Here is a 19,386-nt window from a genome sequence, read left to right as displayed (position 1 = left end):
AAGGGGGCGTCCGCTCGGTCGAGCGGACGCCCCCTTCGTCGTGCCCGGGGTGGGCCGGAGGCTCAGGAGGCGACGGCCGCCAGGCGCGCCGTGCCCTCGGGGCGGGAGGAGATGAGGGCGTCGAGGTCGATGACGTCGTCCTGGTAGCGGTCGGCGAGACCGAGCACGGAGCGGATCACTGACTCCAGACGTCGGCCGGTGCGCCCCCAGTCGAAGGAACTCGCGTAGAGCCGTGCGGTGCGGCCGAGCTCGCGGCGCAGCGCGTGGTCGTCGACGAGGCGGATGACGTGGTCCTCGAACTCGCTGACCGAGTCGGCGAGCAGGCCGGTGCGGCCGTGGACGATCGACTCGCTCGGGCCGCCGGCGAACTCGTAGGCGACGGCGGGCGTGCCGTGCAGGCCGGCCTCGACGATCGTCAGGCCCCAGCCCTCCTTGTGCGAGGGCATGACGACGACCCAGGCGCGGGCGAGCAGCTCGTGCTTGCGGCTCTCCTCGACGAAGCCGTGCAGGTGGACCCGGTCGGCGACGCCGCGGGCACGCGCGTGCTCGGCGATGGCGTCCTCCCAGTAGCCGCCGCCGACGACGTGCAGCTCGAGGTCGGGGTGGGTCATCGCCCGCGAGGCGAGGATGTCGACGGCCTGCTCGACGTGCTTGTGGGGCACGAGCCGCCCGAGGAAGAGCATCGTCGGCACCTCGGTGCGCTCGAGCCGGGCATAACCGTCGAGGTCGGAGGGGCGGTCGTTGCCGGAGTAGACGAGGTCGACGCGGCCGGGGTCGACGCCGAGGTCCTCGAGCTCGCTGCGGGTGGACTTGGAGACCGTGACGTAGCGGCTGCGCCGATAGACGAAGGGGGCGACCCGGGACTCGAGGAACCACCCCAGGTGGGCGACCTTGGCCCCGAAGACCGCGGCCCACTGGTCCCGGTGGACGTGGTGGACGATGTTGACGACCGGGGTGCGGCCGGCGACGAGCGGGGCCCAGAAGGGCACGCCGTTCTGCACGTCGAGGATGACGTCGTAGTCGTCGCGGTGGCGCAGCACGTGCCACATGCCGTGGAGGTAGACGCTGAACTTCGACCCGCGACGCACGACGTCGACGTCACCGTGCCGAGTGCGCGGGCTCGACCCGGCGAAGGCGGCGGTGAAGATCGTCACCTCGTGACCCTGCTGGGTGAGCACCTCGGAGGTGCGCTCGGTGAAGGTCTCGGCGCCACCCGCCTCGGGGTTCTCGCGGTCACGCCAGGACAGGTAGAGCACCCGCAGCCGCTGCGTCGGGGTGGTCGTGCTCTGGGTCATCATCGCTCCTTGCCGGCCACGTGGGTGTCACGGGCCGACGGATAGGCTAACGCCGTGAGTTACCCAACGGTAGGCGTAGGCCCCGATCGCCGGTGTGAGATGTGCGGCGCTCCCGTGCGCGGGCAGGCGCTGCGCGGAGGTTGCGTCGTCGAGCGCTGCGAGCGCTGCGGCCACCTCGAGCGCGACCTCGAGCGCTGCCCGGCGCACCACCGCGACCTCGCCTACGGCGGCGAGCCGACCCTCGACCGCATCCGGCTCGACCTGACCTACCGCGAGCTCGTGCGCGACGGCGTGCCGAGCCGGGTCTTCGAGGTGGGCTTCGGCGCGGGCTCGATGCTGCGCCGCTTCCTCGACGACGGGGCACAGGTCGCCGGCGTCGACCCGGACCAGCTCGGCATCGACGTCGACGAGCTCGTGCGGGCGCAGGGCGACCTGCGCACCGGCGGCATCGAGGACGTCACCGACCTGCCCGGCGAGCAGGACCTCGTCTACGGCATCCACGTGCTCGAGCACGTCACCGACCCGCACGCCGCGCTGCGCTCGTCGCTGGAGCTGCTGCGCCCCGGCGGACGGGCGAGCTTCATCACGCCCGCCGGCGACAGCAGCGGTGTCGACCGCTACGGGGCCGCCTGGTGGATGCTCGAGGACCCGACGCACATCCGCTTCTTCACCGCCGACTCGCTGGCGCGGGCGGCTGAGCGGGCCGGCTTCGTCGACATCGAGGTGCGCCGTCTGCTGCTCGACAGCCTGAGCGTCGACGCCGCGAGCCTCGCTCGGGCGGTGCGCCCCGGCGAGCGCCCGCGAGGTGTCCTCGGCTCGAGGTCCGTGCTCGCGGCGGCGGTGGCCAGCGTGCCCCTCGTCATCGGCCAGCGGGTCGTGGCACCGCGCAGCCGTCCCACGCTGCAGCTTCTGGCGCGTCGTCCATGATGGTGGGGTGCCGATGACCCCCGCCCCGATGCAGCGCCGTGGGCTGCGCCGGTCGGTCCGCCTCTTCCGCGCCTTCCTCCTCGAGCAGACGCAGCCGGAGGTCTTCTACTCGACCCTCGCGAGCGACTCGATCGCCCTGCTGCGTGAGCACACCGACCTCGCCGGCCGCACCGTCCTCGACGTCGGCGCCGGGCCGAGCGAGTTCGCCCGCGCCTTCCGTGCCGAGGGCGCGCGCTACGTCCCGGTCGACCACGATGCCTCGGTCGCGTCGGTGCGTGACGGGGGAGTCGTCGGCGACGCCCTGCGCCTGCCCCTGGCCGACGGCAGCGTCGACGTCGTCTTCTCGAGCAACATGTGGGAGCACGTGCCGGACCCGGAGGCCGTGGCCGACGAGATGCTGCGCGTGACCCGGCGCGGTGGTGTCGTCCTGCTGTCGTACACCAACTGGCTCTCCCCGTGGGGTGGGCACGAGACCTCCCCGTGGCACTGGCTCGGCGGCGAGCGGGCGATCCGCCGCTACGAGCGCAAGCACGGGCACCTGCCCAAGAACCGCGTCGGCGAGACCCTCCATCGGGTGAGCGTGCGCCAGGGCCTGGACTGGGCGAAGGGGGCGGACGCCCAGGTTCTCGTGGCCCGGCCGCGGTATCTGCCCGACGGCTGCGCCGCCCTCCTGCGGGTGCCGGGTCTGCGCGAGGTCGTCACGTGGAACCTCCTGCTCGTCCTGCGTCGCCGATGACCGCGGTCGAGGCGGTCAGGTCACGCATCCAGCGCCTCGCCGCGACCCTGCTCGTCGCCGTCCTGCCCTGGCTCGTCGCGCCGGGCACGCTCCAGCCGGACACCAAGACCGACCTCGTGCTCTCCCCGGCCCGCTACCTCGGCCGTGCCCTGTGGGCGTGGAACGACCACACCGGCATCGGTGAGCTGCAGAACCAGGCCTACGGCTACCTCTTCCCGATGGGGCCGGTCTTCCTGCTCGGCGACGCGGTCGGCGCACCCGGCTGGGCCGTCCAGCGGGTGTGGTGGACGCTTCTGCTCGTCGTCGGCTTCGTCGGTGCGGAGCGGGTGGCCCGGCGTCTCGCGGGCCTGCCGACGATCCCCGCGCTGCTCGTCGGCGGCGCCTTCGCCCTGTCGCCCCGGGTACTGACCGTCCTGTCGGAGATCTCCGTCGAGGTCTGGCCGCAGGCGGTCGCGCCGTGGTTGCTCCTCGTGGCGGCGAAGGGGGTCGCCCCCGGAACGACGGCCGGTGACCGGCGTCGGATGGCCGTGGTCACCGGGCTGCTCGCCGCCTGCCTCGGCGGGGTCAACGCGACCGTCTCGCTCGTCGCGCTCGTGCCGGCAGCCATGTGGCTGCTGCTCGCTCCCGCCGGGCGGCGCCGCGTGCGCGCGCTCGCGTGGTGGTGCCTGGGTGCGGCAGCGGGGGCTGCGTGGTGGCTCGGGCCGCTGCTCGTGCTCGGCCGCTACTCCTACCCTTTCCTCGACCACATCGAGGTCGCCTCGACGACGACCGCCGTGGCCTCGGTGACCAATGTGCTGCGCGGCGCCAACCACTGGATCGCCTACATCCTCACGGCGGGGGAGCACCCGACCTGGCAGTCCGGCTGGGTCCTCGCCCAGTCCGTCGACGCGATCATCGCGACGTCGGTGCTCGCCGGCCTGGGGCTCGCCGGGCTCGTGCGGCGGCGCCCCGAGCGCGAGGACGCGCACCTCACCCGGTGGGCCCTGGCACTCGTCCTCCTCGGGGTCGTCGCCATGGCAGTCGGACGGTCCGGCTCGGCCTCCGGCCCGCTCGCGGAGATCGTGCAGCGGTGGCTCGACGGACCGCTGGCGCCCTTCCGCAACGTCCACAAGGCCGACCTCCTGGTCCGGCTGCCCGTCGCGATCGGGGTGGGGCTGCTCGCGCACTGGGCGACGCGCGTGGAGCGGGGGGCCACCCCCTTCGTCCGACAGCTCGTCGTCGTGGCGACGGTCCTCGCCCTCGTCGGCTCGCTCGCCCCCGTGTGGGCCGGCCGCGTCGGAGATGCCTGGGCGCCGACCGACGTGCCGCAGACCTGGCGCGCCGCGGCGAGCGAGGTCGACACGATGGCTGCCAGCGACGGCGGGACGACCCTCGTGCTGCCGGGCGCTCGCACCGCGGACTACACGTGGGGTCGGGTGACGGACGAACCCCTCGGGGCGCTCGCCGCGTCGCCGGTGCTGGCCCGTGCCGCCGCGCCGCTCGGTCACCCCGCAGCCACCCGCGTGCTCGACGAGGTGGACGAGCTCGTGGCCACCGGCAGGCGCCAGCCGCAGCTGGCGACGGGACTGCGCCGGCTCGGCATCTCGCGAGTCGTCGTGCGGGGTGGTCTCGACCCCGACGTGGGGGCCGTCGACTCCCCGAGCGTCGCCGCCACCCTCGCGGCATCACCCGGCCTGACCCGGGTCTGGTCGCGTGGTGACGGCTCGGAGGAGGTGAGCATCTGGCGCCTCGACGTGCCGGCAACGCCGGTGTCCGTCGTGCCGCAGGGCGGCGTCGTGGGCGTGGCCGGGGCGCCGGAGGCGTGGTTCGCGCTCGTCGCCACCGGGCTGCTCGACCCCGCAGCGGTCACGACGACGGCCGGGGGGTCCGCCGACGTGCGCACCGACACGCTGCGTTGGCAGGCGCTCAACTCCGGCCGCCCGCCGGCCGCCGGGCACAGCCCGACCCTGGCGGCGGACAACCTCTGGCCCGAGCTCCTCGGCACGCGCGACCTCGAGCCCGGTGGGCAGGAGCGGGGACGCACGACGCGCTTCCACGACGGCATCACCCGGGTGGCGGTCTCGTCGAGCGCAGCCGACCCCTTCGCCCGGCAATGGCGCAGCGCCGGCGACGGGCCCGCATCGATGGTCGACGGCGACCCGCGCACCGCGTGGGTGAGCGGCGACGGTGCCCGGACCCAGCGGGTGACCCTCACCCTGGCGCCGGGGGCGCGACCGACGGCCCTGCTCGTCCACGAGGCATGGGGCGGCGACCTCGCCGGTCTCGCTGCCGTCGAGGTCGACGGCAGCGACGGGGTGCGGGTCGGCTCCACGACGACCTGGCGCATCCCGCTCGACGGGCGCGAACGCCGGACGGTCACCCTCGAGCTCACGCGGGCGTCCGAGGCCGCCGCGCAGGCACCACTCGGCATCCGCGAGGTGCAGCTCGAGGACGGCCCGCGCATCGAGACCGGGCTGACCGTGCCCGCCGGCGACGGGCCGGTGCTCATCACCCGGGACCCGCGGGCGGGCGCCGACCTCGCGGCGGGGGAGGACCCGCAGGACCTCGTCCGTGAGGTCGGCGACCTGCCGGAGTCGAGCATCTCGACGACGGTCCGGCTGCGCCCGGGCGACGACGCGCAGGACCTCGTCACGGCCCCGTGGAGCCTCGTCGGCAGCACCCAGCCGGCGACGGCCGAGGCGGCGCGTGACCTCACCCGGTGGCCCGTCGCGGCCGTCGACGGGGACCCCGCCACCCGCTGGCGCCCGGCACCCGGTGCGGAGCCCGTGCTCGACATCGACCTCGGGCAGGAGCAAGCGGTCAGCACGATCACCCTCGACCGGGCCGCCGGTCCCGTGACCGTCGCGACGGACGACGAGCGCTACGTGCTGCCGAGCGGCACGACCCTGACGATCCCGCAGCAGAGCACCCGACACCTCACGCTGACCTTCGCGCGGCCGCGGACCCAGGCCGCGTGGTCGGGCCCCGAGGTGACCGTCGAGGGCGTGCCGGGCCCGGCGTCGCGGGTGTCGCTCGAGTGCAGCGAGGCCGGGGCCGTCGGGCGCGACAGCGGTCGCATCGGTCTGGCTCTCACGGCCTCGCGCTCCGCGCTCGTCTCCGGGGCCGCCGTGCCGGCGACGTCGTGCGGGAACCTGCCGGCCGGCAGCGGCACGGTCACCGCGGCCGCGGCCGGACCGCTCGTGCCCGAGATGGTCACCCTCACGCCGCAGGGCTGGCAGCGCGCCGCCGCCGAGCCCGACCGCACCGTGACGAGCACCCGTGAGCACACCGGCCGCTGGCAGGTCGACGTCGGCCGGGGCGGGGAGGGACTGCTCGTGCTCTCGCAGGGGGCCAACGCGGGCTGGCGGGCGACGACCGAGGACGGGAGCATCCTCGAGCCGGTGACCGTCGACGGATGGCGCCAGGCCTTCGTCGTCCCTGCCGGGGGAGCGGTCGGGGTCACGGTCGACTTCGTCCCCAACGGCCACCACCGGCTGGCCCTGGGCATCGGTGCCCTGCTCGCCGGCCTGCTCGTGCTCTGGGGGGCGCTCGAGGTGTGGTTGCGGCGTCGCTCCGGTGCGGTGACCACCGCCGACGGGGAGGCCGCAGTCGTCCACGCCACGGTGCGTGACGTGGACGCAGACGTGGACACCGAGCTGGGTGACGTCGCCGCCGACGCGGAGGCGGGGGTGGCCCCCTTCGTCCTCGGGGTGCTGCTCGGCGCGCTCGTCGGGCTGCTCGTCGCCGGCTGGTGGGGGCTGCTCGCCGGTGCGGTGGGCGCCGTGCTGCCGGTGCGTCGTCGAGCGACGGCGGTGGCCCTCGTCCTCGGTGCTGCGGGTATCGCCCTGGCCGTTCTCGGGGTCGCCGAGCGTCAGTCGGCGGGCTCGCTCGTCTCGCAGGTCCTCGGCGCGGTCACGCTCGGGGTGCTGGCTGCGGCGCTGGTGCGTCCGTCGTCCGGTGCGCGCGACGCAGCACCGGACGCTCCAGCAGGGACCACGACAGGTGCGCCAGACCCACGCTGACGACCGTCACGAGCAGCAGCGTCGCGGCGAAGGGCGCCGCGAAGAGCCGCAGGTCGAGCAGGGCGAAGGTCACCTGCAGCACGAGCACGTGCCACAGGAAGACCCCGTAGGAGATGTCGCCGAGCCACCGGGCGGCTCCGGCCACCGGTGAGCCGGTGATCGTCTCCGCGAGCCCTCGGGTCGTGCCCGCCAGCAGGAGGCACCCGGCGACGAGCCCGTAGAGCAGCTCCGCCGCGAGTGCCTGCGCGGGCGAGGAGTGCTCGATCCCGCGGGGTCCGGCGACCGGCGTCGAGGAGACCAGCCACAGCACCGCGGCGAGGAGCACGAGGGTGCCCGGGCTGGTCCGCACGGCTTCGAGCCACGGGCGCGGGGTGACCACGACCCCGGCCCGCTCCGCCTGCACGACGACCGAGACCGCGGCGCCGATGGCAAACCACGCGGCGTGACCGGCCGCGCTCGTCGCGAGGATGCCGCCCCACCGGCCGTCCGGCACCGCGGCAAGCGTCTGGAGCACGAGCCCGGCGACCGCGATGCCGGCGCAGACCGCCAGGAGCCGACGGGCGACCGTCGCGGGGGCGGCGCCGCGCACCACGGGCGCGATCACGGCGGCGACGAGGGGCAGTGCGAGGTAGAAGGTCAGCTCGCTCGTCAGGCTCCACGTCTGGGTGAAGGACTGGAAGGTCCGCCCCGTCCAGCCCTGCCCGACGACGAGGTGCACGAGGACGGTCGGCAGGTCGAAGGCGCTCGCGGCGGCTCCGCCGAGCCAGATCGCGACGGCGACCACGGCGACGAGCGCGAGGAGGTACCCGGGGTAGATGCGCGCCGCCCGCCGCACGAGGTAGCGCCGCGCCGACCAGTCGACCTCCTCGCCGAGCGCACGTCGGACGAAGGGGGTCGACAGCAGGAAGGCGGAGAGGGCGAAGAAGACCGCCACGCCGAGCTCACCGCGCACGGCGAGGCCGCCGACCACACCCTGCTCGCCGGCGCCGGTCCAGAAGGCGACGTGCGAGAGCAGGACGAGCCAGGCCGCGACCGCTCGGAGCAGGTCGAGGCCGAGCAGGCGTGACGTGCCGCTCACCGGGGGAGCCTGTCGTGTGTCGATGCCTTCACCTACCATTCGGTAACGATCGCCCATTCTGCCTGCTCGAGAGGACCTCGGATGACGCTCCGTCCCGTGCTGCGCGCCCGCGCACCCCTGCGGGTGAGCTTCGCCGGCGGCGGCACCGACGTCGCACCCTTCACCGAGCGCGAGGGCGGCGCGGTCCTCAGCGCCACGATCGGCAGCTATGCCTACGCGACGCTGCGGCCGCGCACCGACGGGCACATCACCGTCGAGTCGCACGACTACGGCACGAGCATCGGCTACGACGTCGGCACCCCCTTCGAGCTGGGCGGCGAGCTCGACCTGCCCAAGGCCGCGATCGCCCGGATCATGGCGCTCGACGGGGCCATGGCCTCCGACGGCTTCGACCTTTTCCTGCACACCAATGCCCCGCCCGGGTCCGGCCTCGGCAGCTCGAGCGCGGTCATGGTCGCGGTCATCCAGCTCGTGGCCCGGCACTGCGGCCTCGACCTCGGCCCGCACGAGACCGCCGAGCTGGCGTACCGGCTCGAGCGCGACGACCTGGCGATCCCGGGCGGCTACCAGGACCAGTACGCGGCGGCCTTCGGCGGCTTCAACTTCATGGAGTTCCGCACCGACGGGCAGGTCGTCGTCAACCCGCTGCGGGTGCGGCCGGACACCGTCCACGAGCTCGAGCACAACATGCTGCTCGCCTACACCGGACGCACCCGCGTGAGCGACCACATCATCCAGGACCAGGTCTCCCGCTACGAGACGGGCAACGCGGACGCGATCGCCGGGCTGCGGGCGCAGCGAGACCTCGCCGACGCGATGCGGGTGGCGCTGCTGCGCGGCCGGGTCGACGAGATCGGTCACCTCCTCGGCCAGGCCTGGCAGGAGAAGCAGCGGATGTCCTCGCGGATCACCACGCCGCTCATCGCCGACGCGGTCGAGAGCGCGCTCGCGCACGGCGCCCTCGGTGGCAAGGTCACCGGGGCCGGTGGCGGCGGGCACATGATCTTCATCTGCGAGTTCGAGAAGCGCCACCTCGTCGCCGACGAGCTGATCCGCCTGGGCCTGACGGTCTCCGAGTTCACCTTCACCAAGCACGGCGTCACGACCTGGAAGGGCCAGCAATGACAGCGACGCAGGGGGGCCACGCGCTCGTCACCCAGCAGCTCGACGCGGGGATCGCGGCGTGGGCCCGGTTGGCCAGCGAGATCTCGGCACCCGGGGTGCGTCAGGCCGTCGAGGCTGCCGGGCGCGAGGTCGTCGACGCCCTCGCTGCGGGGGGCACCCTCCTCGTCGCCGGCAACGGCGGGTCGGCCGCGATCGCCAGCCACGTCGCCGCGGAGTTCCTCGGCAAGTGCATCCACGACCGGCACCCGCTGCCGTCGATCAGCCTCGCCGAGTCGCACTCCTCGCTCACCGCGATCGGCAACGACTACGGCTTCGACCAGGTCTTCCTGCGTGGCGTGCAGGCCTTCGGCCGCCCGGGCGACGTCCTGCTCGCGATGTCCACCTCCGGTACGAGCCCCAACGTCGTCGCGGCCCTGGAGGAGGCGCGGGCCCGCGGCCTGCGCACGATCCTCATGACCGGCGCGAAGGGCGCGGGGCAGGGGCACCTCGCCGACCACCTGCTCGTCGTGCCCAGCGACGAGACGCCACGCATCCAGGAGGTCCACATGCTCTGGGCGCACGCGTGGTGCGAGGCGGTCGACCTGTCGATGCAGGGGCCCCGCTGACCCCCCAGCCGTGGTGGTTCGGACCGCCGGTGCTCGACCCGCCGGGGGAGGGCGCTCCCTTCGACCTCGTCCTGCTCGACCGTGACGGCACGATCAACGTGCGCATCCCCGACGGCTACGTCACGCGGCCCGACGAGCTGCGTCTGCTGCCGGGCGCGGCCGCGGCGGTCGGGGCGCTCACGGCGGCCGGCTGCCGGACCGTCCTGGTGACCAACCAGCGGGGTGTGGCCCGGGGGCTCATGGACCGCAGCGACCTCGAGGCGGTCCACGAGCGTCTCTCTCACGCGCTGGCCGCCGAGGGCGGACGCGTCGACGCGATCGCCGTCTGCCCGCACGACACGGGTGTCTGCTCCTGCCGCAAGCCGCTCGACGGTCTCTTCCGCGCGGCCCTCGCGGCGGCCCCGTGGGCCCACCCCGAGCGGTGCGTCATGGTCGGTGACATGCCGAGCGACCTGGCGCCGGCGCGGGGTCTCGGGATGCGGACCGAGCGGGTCACGACGAAGCGCGATCTCGCGGACGTCGTCGCGCTCCTCGCGCCGCCCTCCGGGGCGCGCCGGGCCGCGGGCGGCGTGCGACGTGGTGAAGGCCACGTCCCCTAGGCTGTCGACCGGCTGCTGCGACGCTGTCAAAGTGCTACTGTCCGGTAAGTTTCATAGGGCCAAGGAGGGTCAACTCGTGCGCAAGTACCTGTTGCCGGCGATCATCATGGGCGTCGGCGCATTCATTCTCACCATGGGGCTGCTCTTCCGGTTCTATGCATATCCCAAGCTCGCGGTGGTCCCGAACGACCAGAACACGACGCAGATCGTGCAGGACCCCGACGCGAAGTTCTTCGACGCCGACAACGTCAAGCCCGCCGAGGGCGAGCTGACGACGACCGCGCGCATCATCGGTGACCCGCAGGCGGCCGAGAACGCCTCCGAGGAGTCCGGGCGCGACCTGGCCGTGTGGAACAGCGGTCAGATCAGCGACAACAACGGCGACAACATCCCGATGGACGGCAGCACCGAGGTCTACGTCTTCGACCGCCACACCGGCGAGGCCGTCAACTGCTGCGGCGAGTCCAAGAACGGCGAGGAGGTCAAGCGCGACGGCCTGCTCGTGAAGTTCCCCTTCGACACGAAGAAGGACGGCTCCTACAAGTGGTGGGACAGCACCGTCGGCAAGTCCTTCCCGGTCACCTTCGAGGGTGAGGAGGACCTGCAGGGGATGAACGTCTACAAGTTCACCCAGGAGGTCCCCGAGACCAAGTACGCCACGCGTGAGCTGCCCGGCAACCTCTTCGGCGGGCCCGCCAGCTCCGGTGCCGTCAACGCGGACCGCTACTACTCCAACAAGCGCACCTTCTGGGTGGACCCGGTCACCGGTGTGGTCATCGACCGCGTCGAGGAGCAGCACCAGGAGTTCCGATACAACGGCAAGTCGCTGACGGCTCTCGAGACGACCTCGAAGTTCACCAAGGACACCGTCGACAAGAACGTCGAGGACTACAAGTCGAAGTCCTCGCTCCTGGGGATGGTCAAGTCGACCTTCCCCATCGTCTTCGGCATCCTCGGCGTGCTGCTCCTGCTCACCGGCCTCATCCTGTCGATCCTCATCGGTCGCCGCCGCGACCTCGACGAGCAGCCGGCCTACGTCGACAACCGTCCGGACCCGGTCTTCGGCCCCTCGGACCCCGACGAGCCGACGGTTCGCCGCAGCGACATCCACGGCGGCTGACGCCCACGCCGCTGGTCCCGTGACGAGGCCGGCCACCACCCGAGCGGGTGGTGGCCGGCCTCGTTCGTCGTCCCGGTCAACCCGGCCGGTGCGCGACGAAGATCGCGGTCCCGGGCAGGTGCGCCCCGCGCAGCGGAGACCAGCCGCCCCAGGTCTGCGTGTTGTCCGGTGGCCACTCCGGCTCGAGCAGGGCGTCGAGGACGAGACCGGCGTCGACGATCTCGGCGATGCGGTGGCCCGTCGTGCGGTGGTGCTCGACATAGCTCGCGCGTCCCTGCGTCGACTCCACGTAGGGCGTCTCGTCGAAGTAGGACCCCGTCGCGGTCAGCCCCTCCGGCCCGGGGACGTCGGGGAAGGCCCAGCGGATCGGGTGCGACGTGGAGAAGGCCAGCCGGCCGCCCGGGCGCAGGACGCGGGCCAGCTCGACCATGAGACCGGCGGAGTCGGCGACGAAGGGAGTGGCGCCGTAGGCCGAGAAGACGACGTCGAAGGAGGCGTCGGCGAAGGGCAGGCGGGTCGCGTCGGCCTGGGCGAGCAGCGGTGCCGGGCCGGGGGAGCGGGCACTGAGCCGGGCGGCCGTGGCGAGCATGCCGCCGGAGAGGTCGGTCGAGACGACCCGGGCGCCGTGGGCGGCGCACCACCGGGCGCCCTGGCCACCCCCACCGCCGAACTCGAGGACCGTGCGCCCGGCGAGCGATCCCGGTGGGCCGAGGACGTGCAGGTCGTCCTCCGACCAGCCCTCGGGGCCCCACACGAGATCGGCGTCGCCGAGGAAGTCGCCGTGCTCGGCGAGGTAGTCGTCCGCCTCGCGGTCCCACCAGGCGCGGTTGGCGTCGACGGTCTCGGACTGGGCGCTGTCGCGCCGGTGGACGGCGTCCGGCCCGGCCGGGTGGCCCTCTTCGATGCCCTCTTCGATGCCCTCATCCATGGCCGCGACGCTAGCCCACGGGCGCTTTTGCTCCCTTCGGCAGGGAGGCACTAGGATGAAGAAGCACTTTGTGTGCCCACCCGGGCGCCCCGGGTGCTCCCGCACCCGGTCCACACGAGATCAACTGTCCACAATCGGAGTTCCTACTACATGACTGCCAGCACGGTCGACACGACCGCCCCTCAGATCGCCGTCAACGACATCGGCTCTGAGGAAGATCTTCTCGCCGCGATCGACGCCACGATCAAGGACTTCAACGACGGCGACATCGTCGAGGGTCACATCGTCAAGGTGGACCGCGACGAGGTGCTCCTCGACATCGGCTACAAGACCGAGGGTGTCATCCCCTCGCGCGAGCTGAGCATCAAGCACGACGTCGACCCCTCGGAGATCGTCACCGTCGGTGACAGCGTCGAGGCCCTCGTCCTCCAGAAGGAGGACAAGGAAGGCCGACTCATCCTGTCCAAGAAGCGTGCGCAGTACGAGCGCGCCTGGGGCACCATCGAGAAGATCAAGGAGGAGGACGGCGTCGTCACCGGCACCGTCATCGAGGTCGTCAAGGGTGGCCTCATCCTCGACATCGGCCTGCGTGGCTTCCTCCCCGCCTCCCTCGTGGAGATGCGCCGCGTCCGCGACCTCCAGCCCTACGTGGGCAAGGAGATCGAGGCCAAGATCATCGAGCTCGACAAGAACCGCAACAACGTGGTCCTGTCGCGCCGTGCCTGGCTCGAGCAGACCCAGTCCGAGGTCCGCACGACCTTCCTCAAGGAGCTCCAGAAGGGGCAGGTCCGCTCCGGCGTCGTCTCCTCGATCGTCAACTTCGGTGCCTTCGTGGACCTGGGTGGCGTCGACGGTCTCGTCCACGTCTCCGAGCTGTCCTGGAAGCACATCGACCACCCGTCCGAGGTCGTCGAGGTCGGCGACGAGGTCACCGTCGAGGTCCTGGACGTCGACATGGACCGCGAGCGTGTCTCCCTGTCGCTCAAGGCGACGCAGGAGGACCCGTGGCAGCACTTCGCCCGGACCCACGCGATCGGTCAGGTCGTCCCGGGCAAGGTCACCAAGCTCGTTCCCTTCGGTGCCTTCGTGCGCGTCGAGGACGGCATCGAGGGTCTGGTCCACATCTCCGAGCTGGCCGAGCGCCACGTGGAGCTGCCGGAGCAGGTCGTCAACGTCGGCCAGGAGATCTTCGTCAAGGTCATCGACATCGACCTCGAGCGTCGTCGCATCTCCCTCAGCCTCAAGCAGGCCAACGAGGACGGTGCCAACCTCACCGAGTTCGACCCGACGCTCTACGGCATGGCCGCCGAGTACGACGAGCAGGGCAACTACAAGTACCCCGAGGGCTTCGACCCGGAGACCAACGAGTGGCTCGAGGGTTACGACACCCAGCGCGAGGCCTGGGAGAAGCAGTACGCCGAGGCGCACGCCCGCTGGGAGGCGCACCGCGCCCAGATCGAGAAGGCTGCGGCCGACGACGCCGCTGCCGCCGAGGGCGCTGGCGAGTCCGTCGCCACGTCCTACAGCTCGGACAGCACCCCCGCCCCCAGCGCCGGTTCGTCCGCGCCGGCGACCGAGGGCACGCTGGCCTCCGACGAGGCTCTGGCCGCGCTCCGCGAGAAGCTCACGGGCAACTGACCCGAGGCTTCTCGAAGGGGGCGTCGCACCATCCGGTGCGGCGCCCCCCTTCGTCATGCGCCGACGCCTCAGTCCTCGGCGGGTGTCATCCGTAGGCGCGCGACGCGACGACCGTCGACCCCGATGACCTCGAGGTGGTGGCCGGCGACCTCGACGACGTCACCGACCCTGGCCACGCGGCCCAGTCGAGCCATGACCAGGCCACCGGCGGTGTCGACGTCCTCGCCGGAGAGGTCAGTCCCGAGGAGCTCGGACAGCTCCTCGACGTTGAGCGAACCGTCGACGACGACGGCCTCCCCGCGGTGGCGCGTGGCGTCCTCGGGGTCGGTGCCGGTGTCGTACTCGTCGTAGATCTCGCCGACCACCTCCTCGACGAGGTCCTCCATCGTCACCATGCCGGCGGTGCCGCCGTACTCGTCGACCACGAGGGCGAGGGACTGCTTGTCGCCGCGCAGCCTGGCCAGCGCAGGCAGGACGTCGAGGCTGTCGGGGAGCGCAAGGATCGGCCGGGCCAGATCGCTGACCTGCGTCGTCGCACGTGAGGCCGGGTCAGCGCGCATGAGGTCACGGATGTGGACGAAGCCCGTGACGTCGTCGACGTCGCGGCCCGTGACGGGGAAGCGGGAATGGGAGGAGTGCACCACCTGTGCGGTGGCCTCCTCGACGCTCAGGTCGCCGGCGAGAAACTCGATGTCGGTCCGGGGACGCAGGACCCGTGCCAAGGCCCGGTCACCCGCGCGGAAAACGTCGGTGAGGATCCGCCGGGGGTACGGGTGCAGCCCCTGGTGACCCTCGATGAGGTCACGGATCTCCTCGGGCGTCATCTCCTCCTCCTCGGCCGAGGTGGAACCGCCCACGAGGCGCATCACGGCGTTGGTCGAGACCGACAGCAGCCAGATCACCGGTCGCACGAGCATCGCGAAGACGCCGAGGGGAGGGCCGAGGACCCGGGTGAAGGCGAGGTTGCGCTGCATGGCCAGTCGTTTGGGGACCAGCTCACCCAGAACGAGTGAGAGATAGGCGATGAGCAGCGTCATGGCCACCAGCGCGACCGTCCCCGCGGCGCCCTCGGGGATGCCGATGGCGATCAGTCCCGGGACGAGATCGGGCGCGATGGTGGAGCCGCCGTAGGCCGAGGAGAAGAAGCCGGCGACCGTCACACCGATCTGCACGGCGGACAGGAACTGGTTGGGGTTGCGCACGAGATCGGCGAGCCGGCGCCCGCGCTCACCGCCCGCCTCAAGGGCGCGCACCTGCCCCTCGCGCAGGGTGACGATGGCCATCTCGGTCGCGGCGAAGACACCCCCGACGAGGACGAAGAGCAGGACGAGCAGGAGGTTGACCAGGGTCTGTGAGTCCACGCACCGAGGCTACGATGGAGGACGACGTGCGTGCCGGGCCCGGCCTAGGATCGGGCGCATGCTGCGCATCGGACTGACAGGCGGGATCGGGTCGGGGAAGTCGACGGTGTCGGCGAGGCTTGCCGAGCTCGGGGCCGTCGTCGTCGACGCCGACAAGATCGCGCGCGAGGTCGTCGAGCCGGGGGAGCCGGCACTCGAGCAGATCCGGGAGCGCTTCGGGGAGCAGGTCTTCGGGCCCGACGGGGCCCTGGACCGTCCCGCCCTCGGGCGGGTCGTCTTCGGTGACCCGGCGTCGCTCGCTGCGCTCGAGGACATCACCCATCCGGCGATCTGGCGGCGGACGGCCGAGTACTTCGCGCAGGCCGAGGAGGCCGGAACGCTCATCGGCGTCCACGACATGCCCCTGCTCGTCGAGAAGGCCATGGCGGGGGAGTACCACCTCGTCCTCGTCGTCGACGCCGACGAGGAGGTCCGGCTGCAGCGCCTCGTCGAGCTGCGGGGGATGCCGCCGGAGGAGGCCCGCTCGCGGATCGCCGCCCAGGCCACCGACGAGCAACGTCGCGCCGCCGCCGACGTGCTGCTGGACAACAACGGCACTCCCGAGGAGCTCGCGGCGCAGGTCGACCGGCTCTGGCAGGAGCGGGTGACTCCCTTCGCCGACAACCTCGCCGCCGGGCGTCGACGCGAGCGCGAGCCGGTCATCACCCTCTCCGATCCGGACCCGACGTGGCCGGAGCAGGCCGGGCGCCACCTGGCGAGGATCCGGCACGCGCTCGGGGAGCGGGCCGTGACGCTCGACCACATCGGCTCCACCGCGGTGCCCGGCTTCGTCGCCAAGGACGTCCTCGACCTGCAGGTAGGGGTCTCCTCGCTGGCCGATGCCGACGAGCCGGACTTCGTCGCGGCCCTCACGGCGGCGGGGTACCCGCGGGTCGCGGGCTACTTGGCGGACACGCCGCGCGTCGACGGACGGGAGCCGCAGGAGTGGCCCAAGCGGTTCCACGGCAACTGCGACCCGGGCGTCGCGGTGCACCTGCATGTGCGTGAGGTGGGCTCTCCGGGCTGGCGGTGGGCCCTGCTCTTCCGCGACTGGCTGCGCACCGAGCCGGCTGCGCGCGAGGAGTACGCCGCGGTCAAGCGGGGGGTCGAGGCGCGGCGGCTGTCGATGGAGGACTACGCCGAGGCCAAGGAGCCGTGGTTCGACGGGATCCACGAGCGGCTCGAGGTCTGGGCGCGCGAGACCGGGTGGACCCCGGAGGGGCGCTGATGCCCTCGTACCGGGTGGCGATCGACGTGCACGGCGTGGTGCCGGGTTACGCGCCGGAGGACCTGCTGCCGCGGGCGGAGGAGCTGCTCGCCGCGGGGCACCGGGTCGAGGACCGCTCCGTCGAGCTCGTGCGGGGCCAGCCGCAGATCCACCTGCGCTTCCTCGTGACCGGCAGCCACGACGCCCGGGAGGACGACGAGGCTGAGGACGCCGTGCGGGCGCTCGTCGCCGCGCTGGCGCCCGTGGCGCACCTCGGGACCTGGACCCTGCGCCGCGGTCCTGGCGGTCACTGGCGCACGATCCGCAGCGGTGATGCCAGGGACGGCGTGCCGGAGCACCCCGTCGACTTCTGACCGCTGTCGGGGGTGTGGCCTACCGTTGTCGTCATGCGCCCGGTGACCGATCTGCAACGCACGGTGGCTCCCTTCGAGGTCATCTCCGAGTACGAGCCCGCCGGTGACCAGCCGACGGCGATCGCCGAGCTCGCCCGGCGGGTGCGCGCGGGGGAGCAGGACATCGTGCTGCTCGGTGCCACGGGCACCGGCAAGTCCGCGACGACGGCCTGGCTCATCGAGGAGGTGCAGCGGCCGACCCTCGTCATGGCGCCCAACAAGACGCTGGCCGCCCAGCTGGCCAACGAGTTCCGCGAGCTGCTGCCCAACAACGCCGTCGAGTACTTCGTCAGCTACTACGACTACTTCCAGCCCGAGGCCTACGTCCCGCAGACCGACACCTACATCGAGAAGGACAGCTCGATCAACGAGGAGGTCGAGCGGCTGCGGCACAGCGCGACCAACAGCCTGCTCACCCGGCGCGACGTGGTCGTCGTCGCCTCGGTCTCGTGCATCTACGGCCTGGGCACCCCGCAGGAGTACGTCGACCGGATGGTCAACCTGCGCGTCGGCGACGAGATCGACCGCGACGAGCTGCTGCGGCAGTTCGTCACCATGCAGTACACGCGCAACGACCTCGCCTTCACCCGCGGCACCTTCCGCGTGCGCGGCGACACGGTGGAGATCATCCCGGTCTACGAGGAGCTCGCCGTGCGGATCGAGTTCTTCGGCGACGAGATCGAGGCGATCCACACGCTGCACCCGCTGACCGGCGAGGTCGTGCGCGAGGAGCAGACCGTCCACGTCTTCCCCGCCACGCACTACGTCGCCGGGCCCGAGCGCATGGAGCGGGCGATCTCCGGCATCGAGCGCGAGCTCGAGGAGCAGCTGGCCACCCTCGAGCGCCAGGGCAAGATGCTCGAGGCGCAGCGCCTGCGCATGCGCACGACCTATGACATCGAGATGATGCGTCAGGTCGGCAGCTGCGCGGGGATCGAGAACTACTCGATGCACATCGACGGGCGCTCGCCCGGCTCGGCACCCAACTGCCTGCTCGACTACTTCCCCGAGGACTTCCTGCTCGTCATCGACGAGTCGCACCAGACGGTGCCCCAGATCGGCGCGATGTACGAGGGCGACGCCTCGCGCAAGCGCACCCTCGTCGAGCACGGCTTCCGGCTCCCCAGCGCGATGGACAACCGTCCGCTCACCTGGGAGGAGTTCCTCGAGCGCATCGGGCAGACGGTCTACCTCTCGGCGACGCCGGGCGACTACGAGATGGCCAAGTCCGACGGGCACGTCGAGCAGGTGATCCGCCCGACGGGTCTCGTCGACCCCGAGGTGGTCCTCAAGCCGACCAAGGGCCAGATCGACGACCTGCTCCACGAGATCCGCGCCCGTGCGGAGCGCGACGAGCGGGTTCTCGTGACGACCCTGACGAAGAAGATGGCGGAGGACCTTACCGACTACCTGCTCGACAAGGGCGTGCGGGTGCGCTATCTGCACTCCGACATCGACACCCTGCGGCGCGTCGAGCTGCTGCGCGAGCTGCGGCTCGGCGAGTTCGACGTCCTCGTCGGCATCAACCTCCTGCGCGAGGGTCTCGACCTGCCCGAGGTCTCGCTCGTGAGCATCCTCGACGCCGACAAGGAGGGCTTCCTGCGCAGCGCCCGGTCGCTCATCCAGACGATCGGTCGCGCGGCGCGCAATGTCTCCGGCCAGGTGCACATGTACGCCGACAAGATCACCCCGTCGATGCAGGAGGCGCTCGACGAGACCCAGCGTCGACGCGACAAGCAGATCGCCTACAACCGCGAGCACGGGGTCGACCCGCAGCCCCTGCGCAAGAAGATCGCCGACATCACCGACATGCTCCAGCGCGAGGACGCCGACACCGACGCGCTGCTCGGCTCGGGCCGCAGCCAGAGCCGGGGCAAGGGCGGCAAGCTCGCCGCGGCACCCGACGAGTCGACCGCCCGGCGTGATCGGGACCTCCCGGCGGGCGAGCTGGCCCGGCTCATCCAGGAGCTCACCGACCAGATGCACCAGGCGGCGACGGACCTGCACTTCGAGCTCGCGGCGCGCCTGCGCGACGAGATCGGGGACCTCAAGAAGGAGCTGAGGCAGATGACCGCCGCCACCCGCTGATTGGGGACCCCGAGGCGGTCCGGTCGCCGACGCGTCCCCGCACCGGGGCGTGTGACGTGAGAGACTTCGAGAAGCCAGCGGAGGGGAGTATCCCCGAGCGGTGTCTCGTCAACACGGCCGGTCTCCGGCCCGGGGCACCGGCCCACCAGGGTGGGAGAGACCTCCGGACGACTGACCCCTGTCCGGAAGGTTCGCCTTGACCACCATCTCCACCCTCCAACCCGCG

Annotated in this window: 15 protein-coding genes; 11 read left to right on the top strand and 4 right to left on the bottom strand. The window is 72.3% G+C overall.

Translation table 11 applies throughout. The features are described from left to right. Positions 1-62: 62 nt before the first annotated feature. Positions 63-1,295, bottom strand: coding sequence for a glycosyltransferase family 4 protein (locus NMQ01_RS08585; RefSeq protein ID WP_255183532.1), 1,233 nt, complete (start codon positions 1,293-1,295; stop codon positions 63-65). Between the two features lie 99 nt (positions 1,296-1,394). Here NMQ01_RS08585 and NMQ01_RS08580 point away from each other — a divergent pair, with 99 nt between their 5' ends. The 3 genes from NMQ01_RS08580 to NMQ01_RS08570 are packed head-to-tail and all read left to right on the top strand — an operon-like array spanning position 1,395 to position 6,959. Further along, positions 1,395-2,222: a class I SAM-dependent methyltransferase gene (locus NMQ01_RS08580; RefSeq protein ID WP_255183531.1), complete on the top strand. Its 828-nt coding sequence runs from the start codon at positions 1,395-1,397 to the stop codon at positions 2,220-2,222. Between the two features lie 13 nt (positions 2,223-2,235). After that, positions 2,236-2,958 carry a class I SAM-dependent methyltransferase gene (locus NMQ01_RS08575; RefSeq protein WP_255183530.1) on the top strand — a complete coding sequence of 241 codons (723 nt, stop codon included), beginning with the start codon at positions 2,236-2,238 and terminating at the stop codon, positions 2,956-2,958. Further along, complete coding sequence (locus tag NMQ01_RS08570) at positions 2,925-6,959, top strand: alpha-(1->3)-arabinofuranosyltransferase family protein (protein WP_255183529.1); 4,035 nt, start codon at positions 2,925-2,927, stop codon at positions 6,957-6,959. The genes NMQ01_RS08575 and NMQ01_RS08570 overlap by 34 nt, the downstream gene beginning before the upstream one ends. Here NMQ01_RS08570 and NMQ01_RS08565 read toward each other — a convergent pair. Further along, a complete protein-coding gene (locus NMQ01_RS08565) occupies positions 6,850-8,037 on the bottom strand; it encodes an acyltransferase (RefSeq protein WP_255183528.1) in 1,188 nt (395 codons plus the stop codon). The two genes, NMQ01_RS08570 and NMQ01_RS08565, sit on opposite strands and share 110 nt — an antisense overlap. An 81-nt stretch (positions 8,038-8,118) precedes the next feature. Between NMQ01_RS08565 and NMQ01_RS08560 the strand changes: the two genes are divergently transcribed. The 4 genes from NMQ01_RS08560 (at position 8,119) to NMQ01_RS08545 (ending at position 11,486) form a co-directional block, all read left to right on the top strand. Next, positions 8,119-9,162, top strand: coding sequence for a GHMP kinase (locus tag NMQ01_RS08560; protein ID WP_255183527.1), 1,044 nt, complete (start codon positions 8,119-8,121; stop codon positions 9,160-9,162). Next, positions 9,159-9,767 (top strand): SIS domain-containing protein, encoded by a 609-nt coding sequence (locus NMQ01_RS08555; RefSeq protein WP_255183526.1) that lies wholly within the window; start codon positions 9,159-9,161, stop codon positions 9,765-9,767. The genes NMQ01_RS08560 and NMQ01_RS08555 overlap by 4 nt, the downstream gene beginning before the upstream one ends. A gap of 29 nt (positions 9,768-9,796) precedes the next feature. Further along, positions 9,797-10,366: an HAD-IIIA family hydrolase gene (locus NMQ01_RS08550; RefSeq protein ID WP_255183525.1), complete on the top strand. Its 570-nt coding sequence runs from the start codon at positions 9,797-9,799 to the stop codon at positions 10,364-10,366. A 76-nt stretch (positions 10,367-10,442) separates the two neighbouring features. After that, positions 10,443-11,486, top strand: a complete 1,044-nt coding sequence (locus NMQ01_RS08545) for a DUF3068 domain-containing protein (RefSeq protein WP_255183524.1) — start codon at positions 10,443-10,445, stop codon at positions 11,484-11,486. 76 nt (positions 11,487-11,562) lie between these two features. Here NMQ01_RS08545 and NMQ01_RS08540 read toward each other — a convergent pair whose 3' ends face one another. Beyond that, positions 11,563-12,414 carry a class I SAM-dependent methyltransferase gene (locus tag NMQ01_RS08540; RefSeq protein WP_255183523.1) on the bottom strand — a complete coding sequence of 284 codons (852 nt, stop codon included), beginning with the start codon at positions 12,412-12,414 and terminating at the stop codon, positions 11,563-11,565. Between the two features lie 150 nt (positions 12,415-12,564). On the opposite strand from NMQ01_RS08540, the gene rpsA reads away from it, so the two are divergent. Next, complete coding sequence (gene rpsA / locus NMQ01_RS08535; protein WP_255183522.1) at positions 12,565-14,052, top strand: 30S ribosomal protein S1; 1,488 nt, start codon at positions 12,565-12,567, stop codon at positions 14,050-14,052. 68 nt (positions 14,053-14,120) lie between these two features. On the opposite strand, the gene NMQ01_RS08530 is transcribed toward rpsA, so the two are convergent. Beyond that, the gene (locus NMQ01_RS08530; protein WP_255183521.1) at positions 14,121-15,413 is read right to left on the bottom strand and encodes a hemolysin family protein; all 1,293 of its coding nucleotides are present in this window, start codon (positions 15,411-15,413) and stop codon (positions 14,121-14,123) included. 58 nt (positions 15,414-15,471) lie between these two features. On the opposite strand from NMQ01_RS08530, the gene coaE reads away from it, so the two are divergent. From coaE to uvrB, 3 genes are read left to right on the top strand one after another with little or no spacing between them, the layout of a single operon-like run. Next, positions 15,472-16,680 carry a dephospho-CoA kinase gene (coaE, locus tag NMQ01_RS08525; RefSeq protein ID WP_255183520.1) on the top strand — a complete coding sequence of 403 codons (1,209 nt, stop codon included), beginning with the start codon at positions 15,472-15,474 and terminating at the stop codon, positions 16,678-16,680. Continuing rightward, positions 16,680-17,033 carry a hypothetical protein gene (locus NMQ01_RS08520; protein ID WP_255183519.1) on the top strand — a complete coding sequence of 118 codons (354 nt, stop codon included), beginning with the start codon at positions 16,680-16,682 and terminating at the stop codon, positions 17,031-17,033. The genes coaE and NMQ01_RS08520 overlap by 1 nt, the downstream gene beginning before the upstream one ends. Positions 17,034-17,066: 33 nt before the next feature. Beyond that, on the top strand, positions 17,067-19,160 hold the full coding sequence (gene uvrB, locus NMQ01_RS08515) for an excinuclease ABC subunit UvrB (protein WP_255183518.1): 2,094 nt from the start codon (positions 17,067-17,069) through the stop codon (positions 19,158-19,160). Positions 19,161-19,386: the final 226 nt, after the last annotated feature.

Source organism: Janibacter sp. CX7 (assembly GCF_024362365.1).
Classification (GTDB): Bacteria; Actinomycetota; Actinomycetes; order Actinomycetales; family Dermatophilaceae; genus Janibacter.
The sequence above is the reverse complement of the archived record's forward strand: the minus strand, read 5'-3'. Positions and strand labels throughout refer to the sequence as shown.